Annotated in this window: 22 protein-coding genes; 15 read left to right on the forward strand and 7 right to left on the reverse strand. The window is 42.2% G+C overall.

The features are described 5' to 3' along the window. Window positions 1-2: 2 nt before the first annotated feature. From F824_RS0102630 to F824_RS0102645, 4 genes are all read left to right on the forward strand, one after another. Complete coding sequence (locus tag F824_RS0102630) at window positions 3-1226, forward strand: glycoside hydrolase family 57 protein (RefSeq protein ID WP_019596294.1); 1224 nt, start codon at window positions 3-5, stop codon at window positions 1224-1226. Window positions 1227-1325: 99 nt separating this feature from the next. Beyond that, window positions 1326-1754: a hypothetical protein gene (locus F824_RS0102635; RefSeq protein WP_019596295.1), complete on the forward strand. Its 429-nt coding sequence runs from the start codon at window positions 1326-1328 to the stop codon at window positions 1752-1754. Window positions 1755-1774: 20 nt separating this feature from the next. Continuing rightward, entirely contained in the window at window positions 1775-2044 is a 270-nt protein-coding gene (locus F824_RS0102640; protein ID WP_019596296.1) for a hypothetical protein, read from the forward strand. 3 nt (window positions 2045-2047) lie between these two features. Then, entirely contained in the window at window positions 2048-2872 is an 825-nt protein-coding gene (locus tag F824_RS0102645; RefSeq protein WP_019596297.1) for a Cof-type HAD-IIB family hydrolase, read from the forward strand. Between the two features lie 57 nt (window positions 2873-2929). Here F824_RS0102645 and F824_RS0102650 read toward each other — a convergent pair whose 3' ends face one another. After that, window positions 2930-3610: a DUF2461 domain-containing protein gene (locus tag F824_RS0102650; RefSeq protein ID WP_019596298.1), complete on the reverse strand. Its 681-nt coding sequence runs from the start codon at window positions 3608-3610 to the stop codon at window positions 2930-2932. Window positions 3611-3942: 332 nt separating this feature from the next. On the opposite strand from F824_RS0102650, the gene F824_RS0102655 reads away from it, so the two are divergent. The 8 genes from F824_RS0102655 (at window position 3943) to F824_RS0102695 (ending at window position 13278) form a co-directional block, all read left to right on the forward strand. After that, window positions 3943-4983 carry a quinone-dependent dihydroorotate dehydrogenase gene (locus F824_RS0102655; RefSeq protein WP_019596299.1) on the forward strand — a complete coding sequence of 347 codons (1041 nt, stop codon included), beginning with the start codon at window positions 3943-3945 and terminating at the stop codon, window positions 4981-4983. A 64-nt stretch (window positions 4984-5047) separates the two neighbouring features. Beyond that, a complete protein-coding gene (locus F824_RS0102660; RefSeq protein ID WP_019596300.1) occupies window positions 5048-7525 on the forward strand; it encodes an FtsK/SpoIIIE family DNA translocase in 2478 nt (825 codons plus the stop codon). Between the two features lie 42 nt (window positions 7526-7567). Then, window positions 7568-8221: a LolA family protein gene (locus tag F824_RS0102665; RefSeq protein WP_019596301.1), complete on the forward strand. Its 654-nt coding sequence runs from the start codon at window positions 7568-7570 to the stop codon at window positions 8219-8221. A gap of 62 nt (window positions 8222-8283) precedes the next feature. Next, window positions 8284-9102, forward strand: a complete 819-nt coding sequence (gene pyrF, locus F824_RS0102670) for an orotidine-5'-phosphate decarboxylase (RefSeq protein WP_019596302.1) — start codon at window positions 8284-8286, stop codon at window positions 9100-9102. Window positions 9103-9365: 263 nt separating this feature from the next. Beyond that, entirely contained in the window at window positions 9366-10661 is a 1296-nt protein-coding gene (locus F824_RS0102680) for a DUF2851 family protein (protein WP_019596304.1), read from the forward strand. Window positions 10662-10717: 56 nt separating this feature from the next. Continuing rightward, complete coding sequence (locus F824_RS0102685) at window positions 10718-11356, forward strand: acetyltransferase (RefSeq protein WP_019596305.1); 639 nt, start codon at window positions 10718-10720, stop codon at window positions 11354-11356. 76 nt (window positions 11357-11432) lie between these two features. Then, the gene (gene trhO, locus F824_RS0102690) at window positions 11433-12419 is read left to right on the forward strand and encodes an oxygen-dependent tRNA uridine(34) hydroxylase TrhO (protein WP_019596306.1); all 987 of its coding nucleotides are present in this window, start codon (window positions 11433-11435) and stop codon (window positions 12417-12419) included. Then, window positions 12409-13278, forward strand: a complete 870-nt coding sequence (locus F824_RS0102695; protein WP_019596307.1) for a nucleoside phosphorylase — start codon at window positions 12409-12411, stop codon at window positions 13276-13278. Before trhO ends, F824_RS0102695 begins: the two co-directional genes overlap by 11 nt. A gap of 24 nt (window positions 13279-13302) precedes the next feature. Here F824_RS0102695 and F824_RS0102700 read toward each other — a convergent pair whose 3' ends face one another. The 3 genes from F824_RS0102700 to F824_RS0102710 form a co-directional block, all read right to left on the reverse strand. Next, a complete protein-coding gene (locus F824_RS0102700; RefSeq protein WP_033405051.1) occupies window positions 13303-13578 on the reverse strand; it encodes a hypothetical protein in 276 nt (91 codons plus the stop codon). A 103-nt stretch (window positions 13579-13681) separates the two neighbouring features. Beyond that, window positions 13682-14305 (reverse strand): response regulator, encoded by a 624-nt coding sequence (locus F824_RS0102705; protein ID WP_019596309.1) that lies wholly within the window; start codon window positions 14303-14305, stop codon window positions 13682-13684. Window position 14306: 1 nt separating this feature from the next. Beyond that, window positions 14307-16205, reverse strand: a complete 1899-nt coding sequence (locus F824_RS0102710; protein WP_236613198.1) for a sensor histidine kinase — start codon at window positions 16203-16205, stop codon at window positions 14307-14309. Between the two features lie 502 nt (window positions 16206-16707). Between F824_RS0102710 and F824_RS0102715 the strand changes: the two genes are divergently transcribed. Both F824_RS0102715 and F824_RS0102725 read left to right on the forward strand, forming a co-directional pair. Then, window positions 16708-19143 carry an outer membrane beta-barrel family protein gene (locus F824_RS0102715; protein WP_019596311.1) on the forward strand — a complete coding sequence of 812 codons (2436 nt, stop codon included), beginning with the start codon at window positions 16708-16710 and terminating at the stop codon, window positions 19141-19143. A gap of 274 nt (window positions 19144-19417) precedes the next feature. After that, on the forward strand, window positions 19418-20140 hold the full coding sequence (locus F824_RS0102725; RefSeq protein WP_019596313.1) for a DNA alkylation repair protein: 723 nt from the start codon (window positions 19418-19420) through the stop codon (window positions 20138-20140). Between the two features lie 60 nt (window positions 20141-20200). Here F824_RS0102725 and F824_RS0102730 read toward each other — a convergent pair whose 3' ends face one another. Next, window positions 20201-22093 (reverse strand): ABC-F family ATP-binding cassette domain-containing protein, encoded by a 1893-nt coding sequence (locus tag F824_RS0102730; RefSeq protein WP_019596314.1) that lies wholly within the window; start codon window positions 22091-22093, stop codon window positions 20201-20203. Window positions 22094-22303: 210 nt separating this feature from the next. Then, entirely contained in the window at window positions 22304-22621 is a 318-nt protein-coding gene (locus tag F824_RS0102735; protein WP_019596315.1) for a hypothetical protein, read from the reverse strand. A 34-nt stretch (window positions 22622-22655) separates the two neighbouring features. Here F824_RS0102735 and F824_RS0102740 point away from each other — a divergent pair, with 34 nt between their 5' ends. Then, window positions 22656-23318 (forward strand): hypothetical protein, encoded by a 663-nt coding sequence (locus F824_RS0102740; protein ID WP_019596316.1) that lies wholly within the window; start codon window positions 22656-22658, stop codon window positions 23316-23318. Between the two features lies 1 nt (window position 23319). Here the strand turns inward: F824_RS0102740 and F824_RS0102745 are convergent, their stop codons facing one another. After that, window positions 23320-25110: an ABC transporter ATP-binding protein gene (locus F824_RS0102745; RefSeq protein WP_019596317.1), complete on the reverse strand. Its 1791-nt coding sequence runs from the start codon at window positions 25108-25110 to the stop codon at window positions 23320-23322. Window positions 25111-25230: the final 120 nt, after the last annotated feature.

Here is a 25230-nt window from a genome sequence, read left to right on the forward strand (position 1 = left end):
CCATGAGAACAATTTGTTTTTATTTCCAGGTACACCAGCCATTCAGAATTAAGCCCTATCGATTTTTTGACATCGGAGAGGACCACCATTATTGGGATGATTATAGCAACCGAAGCATCATGAGAAAAGTAGCCCAAAAATGCTACATCCCCATGAATAACCTTTTGTTGGAAATGATTCATAAATACAACGGAGCATTTAAAGTGAGTTTTTCCATTTCGGGGACCTGCCTTGACCAATTGGAAGCTTATGCACCAGAAGTGCTCGAAAGTTTTCAAAGACTCGTTGCAACCGGACATGTGGAGCTCTTGAATGAAACAGATGGCCATGCCCTTTGTTCTTTGAAAAGTAAAAATGAATTCCATAACATGGTGAAAAGCCACCAAGAAAAAATCAAGAGGCTTTTTCATGGCTATCAACCAAAAGTATTTAGAAATACCGAACTGATCTACTCCGATAACATTGGGGAAATGGTGGCAGAATTGGGTTATGATGGGATTTTGACTGAAGGAGCAAAACACGTTTTGGGATGGAAAAGTCCAAATTACGTGTATCAAAACTCCAAAAACCCCAACCTTAAAGTCCTGTTGAAAAATTTTCAATTGAGTGATGATATCGCATTCCGTTTTGGAAATAGAACTTGGGCAGATTATCCGCTTACCACAGACAAGTTTGTGAATTGGATCAACGCCATTCCACAGGAAGAAGAAGTGCTCAACCTGTTTATGGATTATGAAACCTTCGGAGAACATCAGTGGGCTGAAACGGGGATTTTTGAATTTATGCGCAGTCTACCCGATGCGGTTTTCAAACATACCAATTTCAACTTCTCCACGCCTACAGAAATCCTCAAGGGGGCCAGAACGGTTGGTAAAATCAGCGTTCCCACTCCCATTTCCTGGGCAGACGAAGAAAGAGACCTTACCGCATGGTTGGGAAATGATCTCCAGGATGAGGCATTTGCAAAACTCTATGAATTGGAGGATCAGGTGAATGCGATTGACGATGCGGAAATCCAAAGGGATTGGAAATATCTACAAACCTCGGATCATTTCTATTATATGTGTACCAAGTTTTTCTCTGATGGAGATATCCACTCTTATTTTAGCCCATACGAAACCCCTTATGAAGCATTTATAAACTATATGAATGTGTTAAGTGATTTTATTTTGAGGCTGAAAGAAAAAACTGCCGCATTGCCGAAGGCCAAGAAAAAGAAAATTTGAAGCGCTTCAATTTCAGACTAGAAATTTAAAAAGAGAAAAAGAAAAAGGACTTGATAAAATCAAGTCCTTTTTCTTTTTAAATTTATCCCAAACCATTCAATGATGAAAAAGTCCCATCTTCTTTTGTTTATCAGTTTGACTTTCTTGTTTTTTTCCTGCGATGGGGAAAGTGTGATGAAGGGGATGTTTTGGGGATTCAATAAAATGATGGGAGACGGCATTATGCCTTCTCCCGAAATCCTCGAATTGGGCGCATTTGAAAGGGCCGAAGTAAATATTTCCAAGACAACTGCCGATGGTGAAAATGAGAATTTCATTGAAGTTCGGCTTTTCAACGGAAAAAGTGAGGCCTTGGCGTTCAATCAGGAAAATACGGCCAGAAGGTGTGCGGAAATCTACGCAAAGGGCTATTCAAAAATTGAAGATTTTGACACCATCAATATTTTGTTCGTCCAATCTGATCCTTTCAACCAACAAAACGTGGCCATGACTTCATACATTTTTCGTGTACAGGATATTTTGGAATAAACCTTTAACCAAAACACAATATGGACTTCAATCAAGAATTCAAGCATCCCCCAATCAATACAGGTGACTGGTTTCTGACCATCCTGATCAGCAATATTCCTTTGATCGGGTTGATCATGCTGGTGGTTTGGGCAGTGGACAAAGAAAACAATCCAAACAAGTCAAACTGGGCCAAAGCAAAACTGATCTGGTATTTGGTGGGTTTTGGATTTGCAATGATGGTTTTGTTTTTCGTGGGATTTGGCACATTTCTTGGATTTTTCAATAATTTTGGTGCTAACGAATTTTAGAGAATGAACATTAAAGCCATCTGTACAGATATTGACGGGACCTTGTTGAACAAAGATCGGGTCCTTTCCCCTCGACTCCTCAGGGCGATTGCCAAGCTTCCATCGGATTTCCCCATTATCCTTGCTTCTTCCCGAATGCCAGCCGCGATGCGGCATTTATTGGCAGACATGGGGAGATCAGGAAGTCCATTGATTTCCTACAATGGGGGCTATATCATCGATGATCTTGCCGATACTGATAGGGTATTGGACAATGTCGACATAGATTTGGATCTTTGCGAGCAACTGACTTGGCTGGGGAAAAATACTGAGATCCATTTCAGCCTGTATCATGGTGAAGAATGGTACGAGCCCCAGTATGATTTCTGGGCGGAAAGAGAGGCGGTAAATACCAAAGTTCAACCCGTGATCAAGTCGGCTGAAAAAGTTTTTTCCAAATGGAAATCTGAATCTAAAGGTGCACACAAAGTAATGTGCATGGGGTCCGCAGCCGAAATCGATCATTTTTACCACCAAGCACTCGAAAAAATGGGTGACCATCTGCACCTTTACCGCTCCAAAGATACCTACATCGAAATCGCCCCCAAAAGTATCTCCAAGGCAAGTGCGTTGGGATTGCTATTGGAAAAGAAATATGACATCAGAATGGAGGAAGTGATGGCCTTTGGTGACAATTACAACGATATCGAACTCTTGCAACAAGTGGGGTTGGGAGTGGCTGTGGCCAATGCCCGTGAGGAAGTCAAAGCCGTAGCCAATGAGATATCAGCTTCCAATAAGGAGGAAGGCGTGGCGCTGATGATCGAGAAATATTTAACAGGAGAATAAAACCCCTCCTCAAAAGGAAACTGGATTCATTGGCAAACCTTTCAATTCTAAGGCCGATTACAGAATCCCTTCACCACTTTCCACATCCTCCACTGCCTTTGTTAAAAAATCCTGTAAGGGCTTCATGAGTCGAAAGGACTCCACCGCAGTCTTTTTGAATGCACCTGAGGCAATATCTTTATCCGGAATTGGGCTAGAGGCAATAAAGCTTTTGAACCGAAGAAGATCGATGTATTGATGATCGGAATCATAGCCTTTGGGACTGGTTTTCAGCTTTTCGCCTTCGATCCCCCCAAATTTTTTCTGAAAAGCTGGGTTTTGAATGATCTCTTGAAGCTGACCACCTGAGTAATCGATCTCCTGTCTGATTTTCTTGATCACATCCCCTTGTGGCATCCAAATCCCTCCAGCGGCAAAAGTCCCGTTGGGTTGAACATGTAAATAATAACCCGGCCCATCGGATTTTTTTCCGCCCACTGCGAAATATGCCGCGAAATTGGTTTTGTAGGGCTGTTTGTTGGCCGAAAAGCGGATGTCTCTGTTTTGGCGAAAAATGCAATCCTTGGGTTGAAAACCAGTAAGACCCGGTTCCCACTCCGTGATCGCTTTGAGCATTTCCCCGACATCTTCCAAAAACATTCCCCTGACTTCCAAATACCAAGCACGATTGGCATCCATCCATTCTTTGTGATTGTTTTCGGAAAGTGCTTTTAAAAAGGGGAGATAGGATTGGCTCATGATTGTAATGGAATGTGGGTTCTTTTAATTTCTTACAAGTAAAACAAAAATTAAAAAAAAGGTTCTCAACTTTTTGAAAAGTATTGCTCTTTAATTTTTTTCGACTTCTTCTTATGGGGAAGTCAAATGCATGAAAACTTCAAGAATTAACCCTGTGAGCAGGGATGCGCAAGGGAATCACCATCAATAATCATCTTTTTCTTTGTTTTTTTTGGGTTTAGAAGAATTCAAATATCCATCGCACCTAGCATTTTGAAAATCCTGTCTCTTTTTTTGAAATCATTTTTCAATATAAAGCCTTAATTTAGCGATTCAGAAACCTCCACCTGCCCGTGTACAAATCCATCCTCAAACCAATCCTGTTTCTCAAAAATCCAGAAGATGCCCACCATTTTACTTTTGCCTGGATCAAGAGGACATTCAACCTTCCATTGCTAAAATCGATGGTCAAAGGGGTTTTTGCTTATGAGAACCCAGTTTTGGAAAGGGAAGTTTTTGGTCTGAAATTCAAAAACCCAGTAGGATTGGCGGCTGGTTTTGACAAGGATGGGAAGCTGATCGATGAGATGGCCATGTTGGGTTTTGGCTTCATCGAAATCGGCACGCTCACACCAGTAGCCCAAGAGGGAAATCCCCAACCCAGGCTTTTTCGATTGCCAGAGGACGAGGCCTTGATCAATCGCATGGGTTTCAACAATGGTGGGGTCAAAGAAGCTGTGGAACGATTGAAAAAAAGAAAATCCGATGTTTTGATCGGAGGCAACATTGGCAAAAACAAAGTCACACCAAACGAAAGTGCCGTGGACGATTACCTGATTTGCTTGGAGGAATTGCATCCTTATGTGGATTATTTTGTAGTGAACGTGAGCTCACCAAACACACCAAACCTCCGTGATCTGCAGGAAAAAGAACCTTTGAAAAAATTATTGTCTGCGGTGAAGTCTGCAAACGACCAAAAAGGAAAACCGAAACCCATTCTTCTGAAAATCGCACCAGACCTAACAAATGGGCAGTTGGATGATATTGTGGAGATCGTCCTTGAGACCAAAATTGATGGTGTCATCGCCACCAACACCACCATCGACCGCAGTCAGCTGAGAACATCCCCTTCAAAAGTTGCGGCTTTTGGTGCCGGAGGAGTCAGTGGAAAAGTATTGGCCAAAAGAAGTACGGAAGTAATTCGTTATCTATCAGAGAAATCCAATAAGGCGTTCCCCATTATTGGTGTTGGCGGGATTTATTCGGCAGAGGACGCCATAGATAAACTGGAGGCGGGAGCATCGCTGATACAGATTTACTCAGGCATGATTTATGAAGGACCTGGACTGATCAAGCGAATCAAGAAAGGCATCGTCCGACATTTAAAAAACTGATGTTTCAGAAATCTGTATATTTCGCTTATCTTCATTTTAATTTGAGATTGACATAAAATAAATCATGGCGTCAACGACACCCAGAACCAATACTTTTAGGAAAAAAACCGAAACCAAATCCAACCCAAAAGAAAAAGGTCCAAGCCGCTTTTCCATTGGATTTATCAAGGACAAGAGGATTCCGCTAGCTTTTGGAATCTTCTTTATTTCTTTGAGCGTATTTTTGATATTCGCCTTCATCAGTTATCTGTTTTCCGGCAAAGCCGACCAAAGTGTAATCCTTTCCAATGGGGAGGAGGGTATCAGAAGCACTGCAAGTGAGGCCAGAAATTGGCTGGGATATTTTGGTGCCCAAAGTGCCGATTTGTTTATCCGAAGATGGTTTGGTTTGGCTGCCTTTTTATTTCCGCCCTTTCTTTTTTTCCTTGGCGTTAAATTGGCCATCAAAAAATCACTGATTTCCCTTACCCGCTATAGTGTATTTGTTATTTTTTTTACTTTCTGGATCGGTTTGCTCACCGGATATATTGTTCAATTGGTGGAGGGGTCCAGCATGCTGAGCCAGCTCAGTGGTGGATTTGGCTTTGAATTGGGTCTGCTCGCCAGCGAATTCCTTGGGTGGGGAACATTTATCGTCATTGGAGGCTCCCTGTTGATATTTGTGGTATTCTTCTTCAATATCGACCAATTGAGTTGGTCCGGAACGGCGCAAAAAGCTGATGAAAAAGAACCCCAAAAATCAAAACCTGCCATTGCCTCGGCAATTGATTTGGAGGAATCCAATATGGAAGCAGATCTTGAGGACCTGGAAGATTTGGAAGAAGAGGAATTGGCTCTCGACGAAGATGGCAGTTCCTGGACGATCAAGGGCGAGCCAAAGGAAACCAAAAAGCTTACAGTAGAACCAGCCTTTAACATCGAGCGGACCGATCACCTCCAAGAGGAGCCTATGATGGCTTCGGCAGCAGAGGAGAAAAGGTTTACGGTGAACAAAGCTCCCGGTGAAGAGAAAACGGTCACAGAGGTTGAAAACCTTGACCCCTATGATCCCACTCTGGAGCTACCCAAATATCAGTATCCGACTTTGGACCTTTTGAATGACTATGATTTGCAAAAGGTCACTGTCTCACGTCAGGAGCTCGAGGAAAACAAGAACAAGATCGTGGAGACCCTGGTCAATTTCAAAATTGGTATCCAGGAAATCAAAGCCACCATAGGCCCTACTGTAACCCTTTATGAAATTGTCCCGGATCCAGGGGTGAAAATCTCCAAGATTAAAAATCTTGAGGATGACATCGCGCTAAGTCTTGCAGCACTTGGGATTCGAATCATTGCCCCGATACCGGGAAAAGGAACCATCGGTATTGAGGTTCCCAACAAAAACAGGGAATTGGTGCCTGCCAAATCCGTGATCGGGACGGAAAAGTTTTTGCGAAGTGACAAGGATCTGCCCATAGCCCTGGGAAAAACCATCTCGAATGAGGTATTTGTGATGGATCTGGCCAAAATGCCCCACCTTTTGATGGCTGGAGCAACCGGTCAGGGAAAATCCGTGGGACTCAACATGATCTTGGCATCGCTGATCTACAAAAAGCACCCTTCGCAACTGAAGTTTATCTTGGTCGATCCCAAAAAAGTCGAACTGACGCTATTCAACAAAATTGAACGGCATTTTCTAGCAAAGCTTCCCGGAGCCGAAGAGGCCATCATCACAGACACCAAAAAGGTGATTTACACCTTGAACTCCCTCTGTATTGAGATGGACAACCGGTACGACTTGCTTAAAGATGCAGGTTGCCGAAATATAAAAGAATACAATGCCAAATTCGTCGCCCGAAAGCTAAATCCAGAGAAAAACCACAGGTTTATGCCCTATATTGTTTTGGTCATAGATGAGTTGGCTGATTTGATGATGACAGCCGGCAAAGAAATTGAAGCTCCAATTGCGCGGTTGGCCCAATTGGCAAGGGCTATCGGGATCCACCTCGTGGTGGCTACCCAAAGACCTTCGGTGAATGTCATCACGGGTATTATCAAGGCGAATTTCCCGGCACGATTGTCTTTCAGGGTTACCTCTAAGATCGATAGCCGAACCATTTTGGATGCAGGAGGAGCGGAGCAACTCATAGGCATGGGAGACATGTTGCTGTCCCAAGGTTCTGAAGTCATTCGACTGCAGTGCGCATTTTTGGATACCCCAGAGGTGGAGGCCATCTGTGATTGGATCGGAGAACAAAAAGGATACAGTGATGCCTATCTACTTCCAGAGTTTGTGGGAGAAGAAGGAGATGGAGGCTTGTCCAGTGTCGATTTGAGTGATCGCGACCCCTTGTTTGACGATGCGGCGAGGCTGATTGTCCTGCATCAACAAGGGAGTACTTCACTTATTCAAAGGAAATTGAAATTGGGTTACAACCGTGCAGGAAGGATTGTTGATCAGCTGGAGGCAGCGGGAATTGTCGGCTCATTTGAAGGAAGTAAAGCCCGAGAGGTTTTAATTCAAGACGAAGTCAGTTTGGAACGGTTATTGAATAATTTATAATCGTAATTGCTGTATTGCAGCAATCTAAAAAATTAAAATACCATGCTCAAAAAAATAGCGTTCTCCCTACTGTTTGTTACAGGCTTTTTCTTCAACGGATTCTCCCAACAAGACACAAATGCCAAGGCAATTTTAGATGGGGTTAGCGAAAAATACCAGTCCCTCAAGGGCCTGAAGGCAAATTTTGAATTCTCTTATTCCCATTCGGGCGACGGTGTGAATCAAACGCAAACAGGGGAAATCGCGGTGAAAGGGGATAAATACAGACTCAAATTACCAGAGCAGGAAATCTTTAACAATGGCAAAACCATTTGGACCTACATTGTTTCGGGAAATTACAAAGAAGTAACGATCAACTATGCCGGAGAAACGGAAGATGAACTCACCCCGTCCAGTGTTTACAACATTTACAAAAAAGGATACAATTATCGGTTGATCGGAGAAAAAACCGAGAACGGAAATGTCATCCAAGAAGTAGAGCTTACCGCAATTAATTCGGGGACCCCGTTCAAAAAAGTGATCTTATTTGTGGTTAAAGCCAAAAAAGATCTTGCCGGTTGGGAGATTTATGATGATCAAGGTGGTGTTTTCAAATACCGCTTCAAATCGGTCAATACCCAAGAGAATTTAGCCGACGATTATTTCAACTTCAATCCCAAGCAGTATGGCAAAATCGAGATCATCGATCTGCGTTAATTCTCACGATTTGGAAGCAAAGGGAGTCCAATAATCCTTATTATTGTGAAAATTTCCAAAGAATGGACAAGAAAGCCCTTTTTGCTAAAATCTCCCAAAAATCATCCTTTCTCTGTGTTGGATTGGACACGGATTTGACCAAGATCCCAGAACATCTCCTCAAGGAAAAAGATCCAATATTTGCATTCAACAAGCAGATCATTGACAATACCATCGATCAGGCCGTGGCATACAAGCCGAATACTGCTTTTTACGAAGCCTTGGGTCCTAAAGGATGGGAAAGCCTCCACAAGACTTTGGAATATATCCCAAAGGATGTTTTCACCATTGCTGACGCCAAAAGAGGTGATATAGGAAATACCTCCGGACTCTATGCCAAGGCATTTTTTGAAATGATGGATTTTGACTCCGTCACTGTTGCCCCTTACATGGGAATTGATAGCGTAAAACCCTTTTTGGCATTCGAGGACAAGTGGGTGATTTTGTTGGCCCTAACCTCAAATGAGGGCAGTCAGGATTTTCAAATGTTGGAAACCAAAAACGGAAAGCCATTCTTTCAGGAAGTGATCGAAAAAAGCCAAAAATGGGGAACTCCAGACAACATGATGTATGTCGTCGGAGCGACTCGTGGAGAAAAGATCGCGGAAGTTCGCAAGCTTGTTCCTGACCACTTTTTTTTGGTTCCGGGTGTAGGCGCTCAAGGCGGTAGCTTGGAGGAAGTAGCAAAATTTGGGATGAATTCCAATTGTGGCCTTTTGGTAAATTCCTCCCGGGGAATCATTTATGCCGGCAAGGATAAGGATTTCGGGAAAGCTGCCAAAACAGAAGCCCAAAAGCTTCAAACTGAAATGGAAATCCTTTTGGACAAGTATTGCAAATAATTCAAAATGTATAGGAGGGCGATTGAATTCAATTTTTTGGAAACCAAAAGATCACCTTCGCATGATTTAGAAAAATCATTCCAGGGTCAGTTGGTTTTTTTGAAAAGGCCATTTTTCATAAAGGCCAATACTTTTGGGGAGAAATAAATCAAAGACGGACAACTAATTGTGTGGCAGTATTTTATATTTGGGATTTTTATCTTAGATTAAAGTTATCGTTTGTTGTTTTGCTTTTCTCTGATTTTTAAACTGAATTTTTGGATATGGATTTTAATGAAAATTTTCTTCAATTGGTCTGGAAATATCAATATTTCGATAAAAACCAACTGCACACCACCGACAATCAAGCCCTTCAAATCAAGAAAATTGGCTATCATAATTTTTATGAAGGTCCGGATTTTTTGGAAGCCCAAGTTCATTTGCTCGAGGTGGATTATTTTGGGCATGTGGAGGTCCACAGGAAGTCCTCTGATTGGAAAAATCACGATCATGACCTTGACCAAAGGTACAACAGTGTCATCTTACATGTCGTCTGGGAGGATGACAAGCCTATCCAAAGGGCTGATGGAACCTCTATCCCCACCTTTGAGCTCAAGGGAAAGGTATTCCTGGATGTGGTCAGGAATTACGAACTCCTGATTGCGAATCAGGAAGAAATTCTTTGTTCGCAGGGCTTGGAAAAAATAAAACCCATCATTCGATTTTCAATGTTGGAAAAAGCATTGGTGGAGCGTCTCGAAGAAAAATCGGGGAGCATATTGGAAATCTTAAACAAAACCAATCATGATTGGGAGGAAACCGCTTATCGATGGCTTTTTCAGTGTTTTGGTTTCAAAACGAACAGCGGAGCAATGCTGAGACTTGCAGAAAGTGTCCCTTACAAAATTCTTCAAAAACACGGCAACCAACCCTTAGTCCTTCAAGCGATTCTTCTTGGTCAGGCAGATTTGATTCCTGAGGTACCTGCGGATACATATAGCGAGTTTTTGAAAAGCGAATATGGATTTTATCAAAAAAAATATCTGTTCAAAAACAAAATGAGTGAGCAAGAATGGAAAATGATGGGGGTGAGGCCCAGCAATTTCCCAAGCATCCGAATTTCCCAGCTCGCCGAAATCCTTTCCCGAAACCCGAGCTTGTTTTCAAGTATCATTGGCGATAAACAGGATTTTTCAAGTTTCAAAAAATTGTTTTCCATCACCACGCCAGGCTATTGGCAACACCATCATCAATTGGGCAAGACCACGGGTAGGGCATTGCCCAAGCAGCTTAGCCCAACGGTGCTGTCACTCCTGACCATCAACTTTATGGTGCCGCTTTGGTACGCCTATGGGAAATATATTCAGGACAGCTCTTGGCAGGAAAAGTGCTTCGATCTACTGCAGGAGGTGGCTGCGGAGGACAATTTCATTATCCGAAAGTATCAGCGACATAACTGGAAACCCCAGAATGCATTTGATGCTCAAGGAATGATTGGGCTTTACAACCATTATTGCAAACCCAGAAAATGTCTCGATTGCAAAATTGGACAAAACCTGTTGAAACCCGATAAAAAATGATTTTTGCTTAAAACCCCAAGAAACCGTACTTTTGCGGTCCAATAAGGAGTAAAAACATGGAAAAACCAGTAATAATTTTAGGCGCCAAAGGCATCGCACATTCAGCGTTGGAGATATTCAATAGCAATAAAGTGGTTGTTTTCGGATTTCTGGATGAAGATCAAAAATTGCATGGGCATGAAATCAACGTGGTCCCGATATTGGGTCATACTGAGGATGATGGTTTTTTGAAATTGATCGGGAAAAAGTGTGAAGCTTTTATTGCGGTGGACGACAACAAATACAGACAGTTTTTGGTAAAAATGCTGAACGAAAAACGAAAAGTGCAGCCCATCAATGCGATCCATGAAACCGCGTACGTGTCCACGGATGCCGAAATCGGACATGGTAATTTCATCAATGCCAAAGTAAATATCGGAGCAGGGACCAAAGTTGGAAGCCATTGTATCATCAATTCAGGAGCAATCATAGATCACGGCGCAACCTTGGGTGATTTCGTCCAAATCGGAGCGGGGGCTATCGTCAATTCCAACGTCATTGTGGAAGAGGATGCATTTATCGGATCCGGTGTGATTCTGGTTTCAGGTGTTACTATCGGCAAAAATGCAAGAGTAGGTGCAGGCTCTGTAGTCATTTCGAGTGTGAAAGCCAATGAAACCGTGTTCGGTAATCCGGCGGTTGCGATCAAAAAGTAAACCATAAATATCCGCTGCCGCCAACAGGCAGGATCATATTCAACCAAAACACCCTGTCTGAAACAGGGCTCTCGTTATGGAAAATAAAAACTACAACATATTACTCTATTATTGCTATGCCGAGATCATAGATCCCGAGGCATACCGAGAAGAACACCATGTCTTCTGTGTTGAAAACAATATTCGCGGCAGGATTATCATTTCCCCAGAGGGGCTGAATGGCACTGTTTCTGGGCTGATTGAAGACTGTGAAAAATACATGGCCTATATTCATGCCGATCCCAGATTCTCCAAAACGGAATTCAAGATCGATTTTTACGACAAGCATGCATTTGCAAAAATCCATGTCAGGGAGAAACCTGAAATCGTGCACAGCAGCCTCAGGCATCTCGACCCCAATGTCAAAACAGGCAAGCACTTGGAGCCCGCAGACTTTAAGGCGCTCAAAGATGATGATGATGTCGTCATCCTTGATGTACGGTCCAACTATGAGCATGAGCTCGGTAAGTTCAAAAATGCCATCACTTTGGACATGGATAATTTCAGGGAATTCCCCGAAAAAATAAAGGCCCTGGATCACCTCAAAAACAAAAAAATTCTAACGTATTGCACTGGAGGTATAAAATGTGAAAAAGCGTCGGCTTTCTTACTGGAACAGGGATTTCAAGATGTTTATCAACTCCATGGTGGAATTATCAAATACGGTATGGAGGCGGATGGAGAGGATTTTGAAGGCAAATGTTACGTTTTCGATAACCGCTTGGCCGTAGACGTCAATAAAGTCAATCCTACAGTGATTTCCACCTGCCATGTTTGCGGGGATATCTCAGATCGAATGGTCAACTGTGCCAATTCCACCTGCAATATCCACGTCCCCATTTGCGAGAAATGTGGCTGGGAACTCGAAGGCGCATGTTCGCCCGAATGCAAAGAAAATCCAGAAAAACGCCCTTACGACGGCACTGGTTATTATCAAAAAAATACAAACGGCTACAATCCCTACAGTGGAGTCTTCCGAAAAGCCGATACAGGCAAACCCAAAGCGATCCAACATGAGCAATAGAATTCCAGAATCCGAATTGATCATCAATCCCGACGGCAGTATTTACCACCTAAACTTGAAGCCAGAGCATCTGGCTTCAACTATTATCACCGTAGGTGACCCCGATAGGGTAGGGAAAGTTTCCCAATATTTTGATGAAATCGAATTTACGATGTCCAAAAGGGAATTCGTCACCCATACGGGGAGGTTCCAGGGCAAACGAATGACGGTGATGAGTACCGGTATGGGAACGGACAATATCGAGATTTTTATGACCGAACTGGACGCCTTGGTCAATGTTGATTTCGAAACACGATTTCCTAAAACAAAACATACGGCATTGAATATCATTAGGGTAGGGACTTCGGGCAGCATGCGCAGGGAAATCCCCACGGGAAGTCTTTTGGCTTCAGCCTATGGAATTGGTTTGGACACGTTGATGACTTTTTACCAGACGACCTACAGCCAATCGGAGATAAATTTGGGCGAGGCCATCCAAAAGCTTCTCGGTCTACCTTTTCGCCCCTATTGCGTGCAAGGATCCCAAAAACTGCTCAAGGTTTTGGGAGAAGGGTTGTTGATTGGAAATACTGTGACCTGTCCGGGATTCTTTGGCCCCCAGGGAAGGGAAGTCAGGGCAAAACCAGCTATTCCAGATATCATTGAAAAATTGGGAAGTTTGGATGTTGAAGGCTTCAAGTTGACCAATTTTGAAATGGAAACTGCAGGATATTATGCAATGGGAAGATTATTGGGACATGAAGTTCTGAGTTTGAATGCCATTGTGGCCAATAGGATCACCCATGAATTTGCCAAAGATGCTGATGATATCGTAGAACATTTGATTCAACACACCATAAAAAAAATGGCGGATTATTAATCCGCCTTTTAAGTTAAATCACCCTTATGCAATAAAACTTCCCGAAAAATGTCTTGAGTCCGGTTTGAGTTGATCCCAATCCTTGTAGTCAATGTTTTCCATCAAATCAATTATTTTTTGAGCACATTCCTGTTTGCAAAGATAAACGCCAAAGAGGGCTCTCTTCTTATTGATCAAAAATATCCTACTGCTTTCGAACAGGCGATTCAAGCTTCCCCATTCGGACAAAATCAAAAGTTCATCCTTGTTTTTTATAGTTTGGATAATTTTGTAAGCACCAAAAGTACACGTGATATCCATTTCCATTTATGTTTTGTACTCTTCAAATGTACACAGATGAAAATTTATGCGCCATACGTATTTACACCTATTTTATTGATTTTTTATACCAATAATATGTATTTCAAAAAATTATTTTCTTGTTTTTTTGCGCCCATATAAGAAGAGCATTGTGCTTTTTATCCAATTGCAATTTGTTGATAATATTGCTTCTGTGCTTGTCCACTGTTCTTTCCGCAATGAAGAGTTTTTCTGCAATTTCTTTGGTGGAGGATCCCAGTGCAATCAATCTTAAAATCTTGATTTCCGAAGGTGTCAAGTTTCCAGTCAAACTATTCCGATCTTCGGCATCATTCATCAGAAGCTTTTTGCTGAAATAGGATTGTCCCGAGAGGACTTTTTGTATGCAATTCAACAATTCTTCTGTCGCAAATTCCTTTAGCAGATACCCTGAAATATTCAGGTTTTTTGCTTCATGGAAGATATAAACTTCCTTGTGGAGTGTCAAAAGGATAATACTCGTGTCCAATTTTTTGCTTTGACAATGTTTGGCGATTTCCAAGCCGGTCATTCCTGGCATTTCAAGGTCTAGGATGGCCAAGTCTGGTTTTAAGGTTTCGATGAGATGCATCGCTTGGACCCCGTTTGGGGCTTCTCCAATGATATTCATTCCATTTTCATTCAAAAACTCCTTCAAACCTTTCAGCAAAAGAGGATGATCATCGGCGATTATGATGGTTTGATCCATTTCAATTAGAAAATATAAAGGAAAATATGGTTCCGGCACCTTTTTCTGAATCCACTTTCATGGTCCCTTTGAGCGCAGCGGTTCTTTCTTTGAGGGTTTTAAGCCCCAAACTGTTGAAATCATTGTATTTTTCGGAGAAATCAAAACCAATCCCATTGTCTTTGATCGTGATCACAGCCTTTTTCTCCTCTCGCTGGATGGTCACATTGGCAGCGCTAGCCTCTGAATGCTTTAATATGTTGGTAAAGGTTTCCTGCACGATTCTATAAATATGGACTTGATCTTCTTTCGAAAAGAAATCATCAATATTTTCCAGTTCTGAAGCGATAAAAATATCCATTTCACGGTCAATCTTATCAAGGATATTCTGGATGGCGCCGGTGATGCCCAGCTCGTACAGTTGAAAGGGGTGCAGTGATCTGGAAATCCCCCTAAGCTCTTCAATGGCTTGATCCAAAAGGCTCGCGGAGGAAGTATCTGGACTCATGGCAACTCTGTTTTTGATCAATAAAAGACTTTGACCCAAGCCGTCGTGCAAATCCTTGGAAATCCTGCGTCTTTCATTCTCTTGGCTGCTGATCAATTCCCTGGAAAAACGCTCCTGAATGCTTCTTTCTTTTTTTGCCGTTCTGAGGTTTTTCCAAAGAAACAGTAGAATGATAATTGCCAAGAAGGCAGTAGTCGAATAGATGATCAAAGTAATTTTCCTACTGGTATCAGCTTGTATTTTTTCGATTTCCTGATTTTTTTTGAGAATTTCCCTTTCCTTTTTCTCGGTCTCATACAAGGTTTGATAATACGCAAAGGTGTTGGCTTTGTTTATCCCAAAAATTGAATCCTTGTAATTTTGATAATATTTTAAAGCCAAGAGAGAACCTCCATTGTCTCCCACCTTTTCCAAAAGATCAGCTTCCAGTTGATGCGCTTCCAAGATAAGATCCATATTGTTGGATTCCATCGCTTTTGTTTTAAATGACCTCGCGAGGGTGATTGCTTTTTGGAGGTTTCCTTTGGTTTTTTCCAAAAGTGCATGAGATTTTGCGAAACTGGGATTGATGAAATTTTCCTCAACTTGTTTTTCTTTGATCAGCTTTTCTGCCGTAGAAAAAAAGAGCTGCTGTTTTTCCAGATCATTTTCAGTCCCGTAATAGTTGGACATGGAGAGGTTGATCAACACTTCCAAGTAGGGGTCAAATCCCTCTTGGGGCAAGCGTTTCATGATTTTGTTCAATAAATCATGTTGCTCCACGAACCTTCCCTGTTTTCTATAATCGTTCGATTGGTTGTACATCACCACCGCCCATTCATTGAAGTCTCCTGATTTCGCATATAGATCGATCAGATTGAGTCTGATTTTCTCGGCTTCGTCGAATATTTCGTATTTGCTGAATAAAATTGACATGCCGTTTTGGACATGATTCACATAGTCGAGATCTCCAAGATTTTCATAATAAGTGGATGCCAATTGGTAGTCTTTCATGGCATTCAGCATTTTCCCTAGATAGTCCTTGGCTTGTCCCCTAAAGAACAACGCATCAGCGACATAGATCGAATCAGCCTTTGAAAAATGAGATATGGAATTGGTGTAAGCCCAAATGGCTGAATCAAATGCCCCTTTAACATAATGGGCGGCACCAAGTTTCAAAAACACATTCCCTCTTACCCTGGATTCAGTCACCTTTTCCACAAACTGCCTTGCATTTTGCATTACCTGGAGGGCATTGTCTTGGTCGGATGTTTCATCATTATAAAATTGATAGAGCGCTATCGACCAATTTGCAGCGGCATCAAAGTCTTTGGTTTCTTCTGCCAATTTGATTGCCTGCAAATAATAGGATGGCAAAGCATCACTTTGCTTCTCCTTATAGATGAGTGGCAGTATTTGCTTGAGCAACTGCATTTTTTTTGAAGGGATCATTTCACTTTGGAACAACGTCTCCAATGAATCTTTTTGGGGATTGGCTGAAATTTCTTTTGAAAAAACCAAAAAGCACAAGAATACAATCATGCCAAACCTTTTCTTCCAAACAATACAATCGTTCATTTCTTTATTATCAAAACAATATTTTATTACCAACCACTAAGGTATTCAATCTCTCAGGAATTTTGACATGCACTACCGCTTATCTCAGATATTGAAAGACTTAAAGGGTGTCAACTCTATTCATGTATCTACACGCAATTCACGAACTTTATGACTTTCAGTTCGTTATTTAATTGGGTCTTTTTATACTGAAATCATAACAAACGGAACAGGATCACTTTATAAATTGAAAAAAACCCTTTTAAAAGCATTTAAAATCCGAAGTGCTTCTATTTCAACATTATTTAATTGAAAAAGTTAATTCAAGTGCAGTTTTGTTTGGGCCCGACCAACACATATTTTCCTTAAAAATCTTACTATGAAAATCGTTTTGTCTTGTTTATTTTTTGTTTTTCTATATTCGGCAACCTCAGAGGGGTATTCCCAAACGATCACGCTGAAGGGGAAAGTCGTAGATGCAGAAAACTCCCAAGTGATGGAATTTGCCAATATTGCTCTTTTGGTTCCAGGGGATTCTTCCTTGGTGACCGGAGCCATGAGTGATTTGGATGGGACATTCTCCTTCAGTACCGAGCCGGGAGAATACCTGCTCAGGGTTGGCTTTATAGGTTACGAAAGCAGTTTTAAAATTATTTCACTGGCTGGAGATAAAGAATTGGTGAATCTGGGTAACATCAGACTGCGCACAGATGCAACGAACCTACAAGAGGTGGTTGTAGAAGGCGTTTCATCGATTTTCGAAAGCGACGTGGACAAAAGGATCTATAATGTCGAAAACAGCATCGTGGCAGAAGGAGCAACAGCAGCCGAGCTTTTGGGGACCTTGCCCTCCATCCAAATCGATGAGCAGGGCGGGATTTCAATGCGGGGAAGTGGGGAAGTGATGATCTACATCAATGGCCGGCCCTCCAACCTTTCATCAAGTGAATCAGAGAATATCCTTTCCCAATTCCCAGCAAATAGCATCAAATCTGTGGAATTGATCACCAATCCTTCCTCAAGATATGATGCCGCAGGAGTAGGTGGCATTATCAATATCATCCTCAAAAAGAATCAGAACCTTGGATTCAATGGTCAGGTGAATGCCTCGGTTGGAACCAGGGATAAATATCAAGCAGGGCTGAACCTGAACTATGCAACCGAAAAAGTCAATTATTATGCCTCCTATAATTTTCAGGACCGAAGGAGATTTAGACTGGGAGAGAGTTTGAGGGAAAATTTTGTCCCTGGGTTTTCGAGATTCCTGGAGCAGGAAGATGATGAATTGGAGAGAAGAAAAACTTCCCTCATCCGAGGGGGATTGGATTACAACATCAATGACAATTTGGTTTTTGGCTTTTATGCGCAGGCAAATCTCAACCAAGAGACCGAAAATGAATCCACCAATCAAAGAAATTTTAATGTTCGCAATCAAATAGACAGCCTTTTTGTAAGGGATAGATCAGAAAGAAGCAATAGCAACAATTTTGAATCCGGTGTCAATCTGACTTGGAACCTGGATTCACTCGGACAGCGGTTGTATACTTCATTTTCCTACGCCTATGACCAAAGGGATCAAATACAGAACACTTCACAGTCCTTTTTCAATTCCGAGAATGAGTTTGTCCCAGCAAATGGATTGACACAAATGGAAGAGAGTCCAAGGGAAAGTACTTTTTCCCTATTTCAATTGGATTATGAAAAACCATTGGGCGAGAATAGCAAGATTGAGGCGGGATTGAAGGGGACTTTCGGTTCCTGGGACAGGTCACAGGTATTTGCCCAAGGTGATCAAAACACCAATTTCTCTCCTACTCCAATTGACTCCTTGAATGACACCTACTCGTTCCATGAGGATGTGTATGCTTCTTATTTTATCTTTAGAAGCAAAATCAACAAATTTGGCTATCAGGCAGGATTGAGGGCCGAATACACAGAAACTCTGGGGGAATTGGCCAGTAGTGGTGAAAAAATTGTAAACAATTACTTCAATATATTTCCCAGTGTGTACACCACGTATAACTTAGGTCAAGAGGAGGAAATTTCCCTGAATTACAGCAGGAGGATCTCCAGGCCGGGAATCTGGTCCTTGTCACCAATCTACAATCTTCGGGATCAACTTAATTTTTCCATCGGGAATCCTTATCTGCAACCGGAGTACACAGACAGCTACGAAATGGGCTATATGAAAGGCTGGAGCAAATACCTGCTGAACGCCACGGTGTACCACCGGTATTCCACCAATGTCCAAACCAGGATCACTACCTTGCTAGACAATAATATTACCGTGCAGAGTAGGGAAAATGCAAATGTCAGGAAAAGCACTGGTCTTGAATTGGTGAATCAAATCGGGGTGACAGATTGGTTTGATATCGCCTTGACTGGGAATTTCTTTTATTCTGAAATCTTCGGAGACAATCTTGGAGAAGGTTTCAACAATTCCAATTTCAGCTGGACGGTGAATCTTTTGACAAGCATGGCGATACCCAATCTTTTTAGCGTTCAGCTGCAGGGCAATTACCGTGGACCCATTGTGCTTCCACAAGGTGAAATTGAACCGCTGTGGGGGTTGAATATCGGTTTGAGGAAAGATGTCATGGCAAAAAGAGGAACGATAAGCCTAAACGTGAGCGATATTTTCAACACCCAAGTTTTCAAAATCAAAACGCAGGATGCCAGATTTATCTCTGATAGGGCTTTTGACCGTGAAACCAGGATCGGAACGATCGCCTTTACCTATCGCTTTGGTGGATTCAGGGACAAAAGCAAAAAAGAAGGGGATAGGGATGGAATGGGAGAAGATATGGATTTTTAAGAGCAAACGTCCTCTATTCGGGAAAAGCCCATTAAAAGTTTGATGCTTTTTATGGGCTTTTCCTTTTTTGAACAAACCCGAAATATGCATTAAGTTTCCAAATGAGGGGGAATTGCAAGAAAATCCCACTGTTTGGAAAAAAGACGAATACCGGCATGGTGAAGTCTAAAGCCGTAGACAAAGACTGATAATTTCGTAATTTAAGTCTAGAATGGAATTGGCATTGCATAAAACGGGTTAAAAAAATCAGCATCAACCGCCTAACTTAATTTCCATGAATGAAAACCACCTCACGGAACAAATTCTTTTGGATCTTCAAGCATTGGCCGACCCAAAAAAAGCCGAGTTTTTGCCTAAATTCTTCAAAGTGGGCCCTGGCCAATATGGAGAAGGGGATCTTTTTATGGGTGTCACAGTACCCCATCAGCGAAAAATCGCCACCAAATACTGGAAGGAAATCAGCAAGGAAGCCCTGAGCCAACTCCTCCATTCCCCTTACCATGAAGCACGATTGACAGCATTGTTTGTGCTGGTGAAAAAATTCGAAAAAGCAAAAAGCGATACAGAGAAGCAGGACTGGATGGAATTCTACCTGAAACACAGGTCAGGCGTCAACAGTTGGGATCTGGTAGACAGTTCCGCACCAAAAATATTGGGTGAATGGCTTTTTGACAAAAACCGAAGCCTGTTGTTTGATTTTGCGACAACAGGAACCCTCTGGGAAAAACGAATGGCGATGATCAGCACCTTGTATTTCATTAGGAAAATGGATTTTGAGGACACTTTTAAAATTGCCGAAATCCTTCTCCGAGATTCCCATGACCTCATCCACAAAGTTATCGGCTGGATGATCAGGGAAGTCGGGAACAGGGATATGGATATTGCATTCGCATTTCTGAAAAAACATTACAAAATCATGCCGCGCACGATGTTGAGGTATGCAATAGAGAAAAATGACCCCGACGTGAGGGAAGCGTTTTTAAAGGGAGCGATCTAAACGCTCCCTTTTGAAGATTTCAGTTGGTTTTTTTGGAATTCAATTCAAGAAATTCAACACTCAATCAATCCCTTCCATCTCACTCAACTCTAACCAGCGCAATTCCAATTCTCCTGTGGTAGAATCTATTTCTTTGATTCGGGAAGACCATTCCTGAATTTTTTGGTGGTCATCGATCCCCGAATTCATTTTTTCTACCAAAGTCTCTTTTTCAGCGCCAAGTTTTTCAATTTGCTGACCGATTTCCTCAAATTCCTTCTTTTGCTTAAAAGTGGCTTTGGTTTTACTCGGCGCCTGTTCTGCAACCACTGTTGGCTTGGATTCTTTCTCAGGTTTTTTGTCCTTATCCAAGGCCTTCTGTTCTTTTTCCCATTCCCTGAAATCGGTATAGTTGCCAGGGAAATCCTTGATTACTCCTTCTCCTTCAAAAACGAAAAGGTGCTCCACCAAGCGATCCATGAAATACCGATCATGCGATACGATGATCAGACATCCCGGGAAATCATCCAAAAACTCCTCCAGTGTATTGAGTGTCATGATGTCCAGATCATTGGTTGGCTCATCGAGAATAAGGAAGTTGGGGCTTTTGATCAGCACCATCAGCAACTGAAGCCTTCTTCGCTCACCACCGCTTAATTTGGAAACAGGGGTATGTTGTTGTTTGGGTGGGAAACCGAATTTGTTCAGGAATTGTGCGATCGTGATCGTGCTTCCGCCCGCAACGGTGACCACTTCCGCGACTTCCTTGACCACATCGATAATCCTTTTGCTTTCGTCGAAGGAATCTTCTTCCTGTCGGTAATAGCCAAAAGCAGTGGTCTGCCCAATGGCCACTGTCCCCGAATCAGGTTTCAGTTGGCCTGTGATCATGTTCAAAAACGTTGTTTTTCCGGCACCATTTGGGCCTACAATCCCGATTTTATCTCCCTTTTTGAACGTATAGGAAAAATCCTTAAGGATGGGCTTGTCGTCAAAAGACTTGTTGAGTTTTTCTATTTCGATGATCTTGTTTCCCAAGCGCTGTGAAGTGACGGTCAGCTGAATGTCGCGTTCCTCTCTTTTGGAAAATGCTTTCTCCTTTGTGTCTTCAAAGGCATCCACCCTGTACTTGGCTTTGGTGCTACGGGCTTTTGGTTGCCTTCTGATCCAGTCAAGTTCTTTTTTATAAAGGCTCTTGGCTCTGTCCAATTCTGTCAATTCATTGCCTCTTCTCTCTTCTTTTTTCTCCAAGAAATAGCCGTAGTTTCCTTGATACCTAAAAATCTGTCCATTGTCCAGTTCCAGGATTTCATTGGTGACTTTCTCCAGAAAATACCTATCGTGGGTAACCATGAAAAGGGAAAGGTTCGCTTTGGAAAGATACTCTTCCAGCCATTCGATGGTTTCAAGATCCAGATGATTGGTGGGTTCATCCAGCAAAAGCAAATCGGGTTTTTCCAGGATTGCTTTGGCCAAGGCTACTCTTTTTCGCTGTCCACCACTGAGGTTGCCTACGGGCATGGATGTGTCATGGAGGCCTAATTTGCCCATCACTTCATTCACTTGGTATTCAAAATCCCAAGCCTGAAGCCTATCCATTTTCTCAAAAATATCCTGAAGGAGGTCGTTGTTGTCCCTTCCATCCTGGGAGTCCAGCATTGCTTTGTGGTAGTCCTCAATGACCTGCATGGTCTCATTGGTGCTTCCATCAAAAATTGTCTTGTAGATACTCAATTCCCCGGTAAACACAGGGTTTTGGTGTACATATGCGATTTTGACTTGCTGATTGATTGCTACTTGGCCCGTATCCGGAACCTCTATTCCCATGATGATTTTCATCAGAGTAGATTTTCCCGCACCATTGATTCCCACCAAAGCAATTTTTTGCCCTTGGTCAATGCCAAAGGAAATGTTTTGAAAAAGTTTACGCTCCCCGAAGGATTTACTTAGATTTTCGACCGACAAATAATTCATGGTGCAAAATTAAGTCTAGTTTCTCGGAATATCCACATGAATGCAAAAATAGATGAAGGGGCTTGCTGGTCAAAGCAGTTCCGAAAGGTTCACGGAATGATTCATTACTCATGGATTGTTGCACAAGTGCCAATACCGCTTTCTGCTCATTCTTTTAAATGGGGGGTGTCCATGCCAACGTTAAATTTTATATATTCAACGTCAAAAAGATCATTTTTTTTCAAAAAGGGCCTTGATCGCCAATTTAATCTGTTCCAATGCATTCAGAAAATGTTTTTTGGATTCTTGAAGATTGGGCTCGATTTCCTCTCTTTTTTCCTGATAAGCTTGTTCCATTTTTTCCTTGGCTTTTTTGAACTCCTCCTCCAAGGTGGTTTTGTTCTCTCGCAGCGCATTGATTTTATTCTCGATCTCCACCTTGGCTTCACCGGTAGCCTCTGCACCTTTTTCGATTAAATGTTCTATTTTAGTACCGATGTCCTGTAGAATGGATTCTACTTCTTCAAAATTTGATTTTTCTTTGGCCATTGGAGTACATGTTTAATTTAAATACCTTCTAAAAATGTTTTCTAATATAGTAAGTAAGATCCAATCTACCAGTAAGCTCAAGCAGAATTTGTTAGTCCAGGTTACGGATCTTTTCCAACTTCTGGAGCAATCAAGCCTGAATTTGGCCACCAAGCTCACTGCTGCTTGTGGTCCGGAAAACCAAGTCCCACTAAAAGTGGAAAAGATCAATGATTATGAATTTGTATTTCAGGCGGGTGAAGACGTGTTGGTTTTTATACTTCAAAGCAATATCGTCAGGCTGTCGGAGGAAACGTACCTCAGCAAATCAAAATACCTGAAAAGTGATCCAAGTTTGAATTATTTCGGTCAGATTTTGATCTATAATTTTCTGGGCGAAACGATCAAAAATGAACGACTTGATGATCCGGGCTATCTTTTGGGGAGGTTGATGGTCAACCGGGAAAACAAGTTCTTTTTAGAAGGGGACAGGAAAATGGTCTACCATTTCCCCGAATTGCAGGACAATCCTGTAACGGGACAAAAAATGCAGGATTTCGTGGAGTTGTTGGTTTCCGCTGCATTGGACAATGACCTGCTGGCACCAGCCTTTGGCGATATCATGATCATCACCTATCTCCAGAAGCTGGAGCATACCTCAGGTATGGGCCATCCGAAAAAAATCGGCTTTGATTCTTTTGCCAAAAACCGACAATGATTTATCCTTCAATGGATTCGTTGGCGTGTGTTTGTTTTTCATAAAGCTCCGCATAAACACCCTTTTTTTCCATCAGGAAGTCATGTGTCCCTTGTTCCACAACATGGCCGTCGCCTAGGACGATGATTTTGTCTGCGAGTTTGGCAGAAGAAACCCGGTGGGAAATGATGATGGACGTCCTTCCCTTCATGATGATTTTCAGGGCATTCAATATGGAATTTTCCGTTTTGGTATCCACTGCTGACAAACAGTCATCCAAAAGTAATATCCGGGGTTCTTTGGCAATTGCCCTTGCGATGGAAACTCTTTGCTTTTGTCCTCCCGACAAGGTCATGCCCCTTTCTCCAAGCCTGGTTTCGAAACCTAGGGGAAAATCCAGAATGTTGTCATACACATCGGCATCTTTTGCGGCTTTCTCGACCAACCCTTCCGGCACAGTGTCCAATCCAAAGGCAATGTTGTTGGCGATGGTATCACTGAAAAGGAATACATCTTGGGGAACAAATCCTATTTGTTTCCTTAAGGAATAAATGTCGTAAGCTTTGATGTCAATATTATCGATCAGAATATCACCTTTGGTAGGATCATACATCCGTAGCAGGAGATTGGCGACGGTGGATTTTCCGGAGCCGGTAGCGCCAATGATGGCCAATGCCTCGCCCGCTTTGATCTCAAAATTGACATTGTCCAATGCTTTAATCCCTGAATCGGGATAGACAAAACTCAGGTTTTTGACTTGAATGTCACCTTGGATTTCCCGCTCTAGGTTTTCAAGGCTGACGATGTCGTTCTTCTCGTTCAGGAATTCATTGATCCGGGTCTGGGAGGCGGCGGCCCTTTGGATGATACTGGTGACCCAGCCCAAGGCTGTCACCGGCCAAGTCAGCATGTTGACATAGAGGATAAATTCTGCGATGACGCCATAGCCAATCGTTCCTTCTATTACCTGGATGCCTCCGATATAAACTGTCAAAATGGTGCTTACCCCAATTAATCCCAGGATCAAAGGGTAGAAAAGCGATTGGACCAGTGTCAACCTTATCGATTTTTCTTTGTATTCCTCACTGGCTTTCTTGAATTCATTGGCACTGTCTTCCTCCCTGACAAAAGCCTTTAAAACACGGATACCGGAAAATGCTTCCTGTACAAAAGTACTTAAGCCCGAAAGACTCCTTTGTATCTTTTCAGAACGCTCGTTGATCAGGTTGTTGACAAAATAAATGCTCAGCGATAGAATGGGCAAAGGCAATAGTGAATAGAGTGTCAGCTCGACATTGACCGTCAGCATGTACCCAATGACCAGTGGAAATAGCACCACGAGATTGATGCCGTACATGATCGCCGGGCCCAAATACATTCTGACCCTACTTACGTCTTCGGTGATTCTGGCCATCAAGTCGCCAGTGCTGTTTTTCCTATAAAAACTGAGGGGCAATTGCTGGTAATGGGTGAAAATTTCGTTTTTCATGTCAAACTCGATCAGCCTGGACATGATGATGATGGTCTGTCGAATCAAGAAAAGAAAGAAGCCCCTCAAAAGGGCCATCACCAAAATCAAAACCCCAAAAATCAAAATGAATTTCAGGAAAATGGAGCGGGCTTCAACACTCAAATCGCCCTCTCCGAACAATTGATAGAAGCTGAAACTCTCCACCACATAATCTATGGCAATTCTGACCAGTTGCGCGGGGATTATTACAAAAATGTTTGAGATGATAGTAAATACTATTCCCAAAAGTAGATAACCCTTATATTTAAGAAGATATTTGTTTAAGCGCCAGAGTGGTTTCACGAAAGAAAAACTTTAAAATCTAATGATTAGTTTCATAATACTCTTTTAAATGCATTAGCAAAGCCCACAGAAAATATATAATTTTGTATCGGTGGTTTTCAACACATCAATCCCAAATAT

Source organism: Rhodonellum psychrophilum GCM71 = DSM 17998 (assembly GCF_000381545.1).
GTDB classification, from domain to species: domain Bacteria; phylum Bacteroidota; class Bacteroidia; order Cytophagales; family Cyclobacteriaceae; genus Rhodonellum; species Rhodonellum psychrophilum.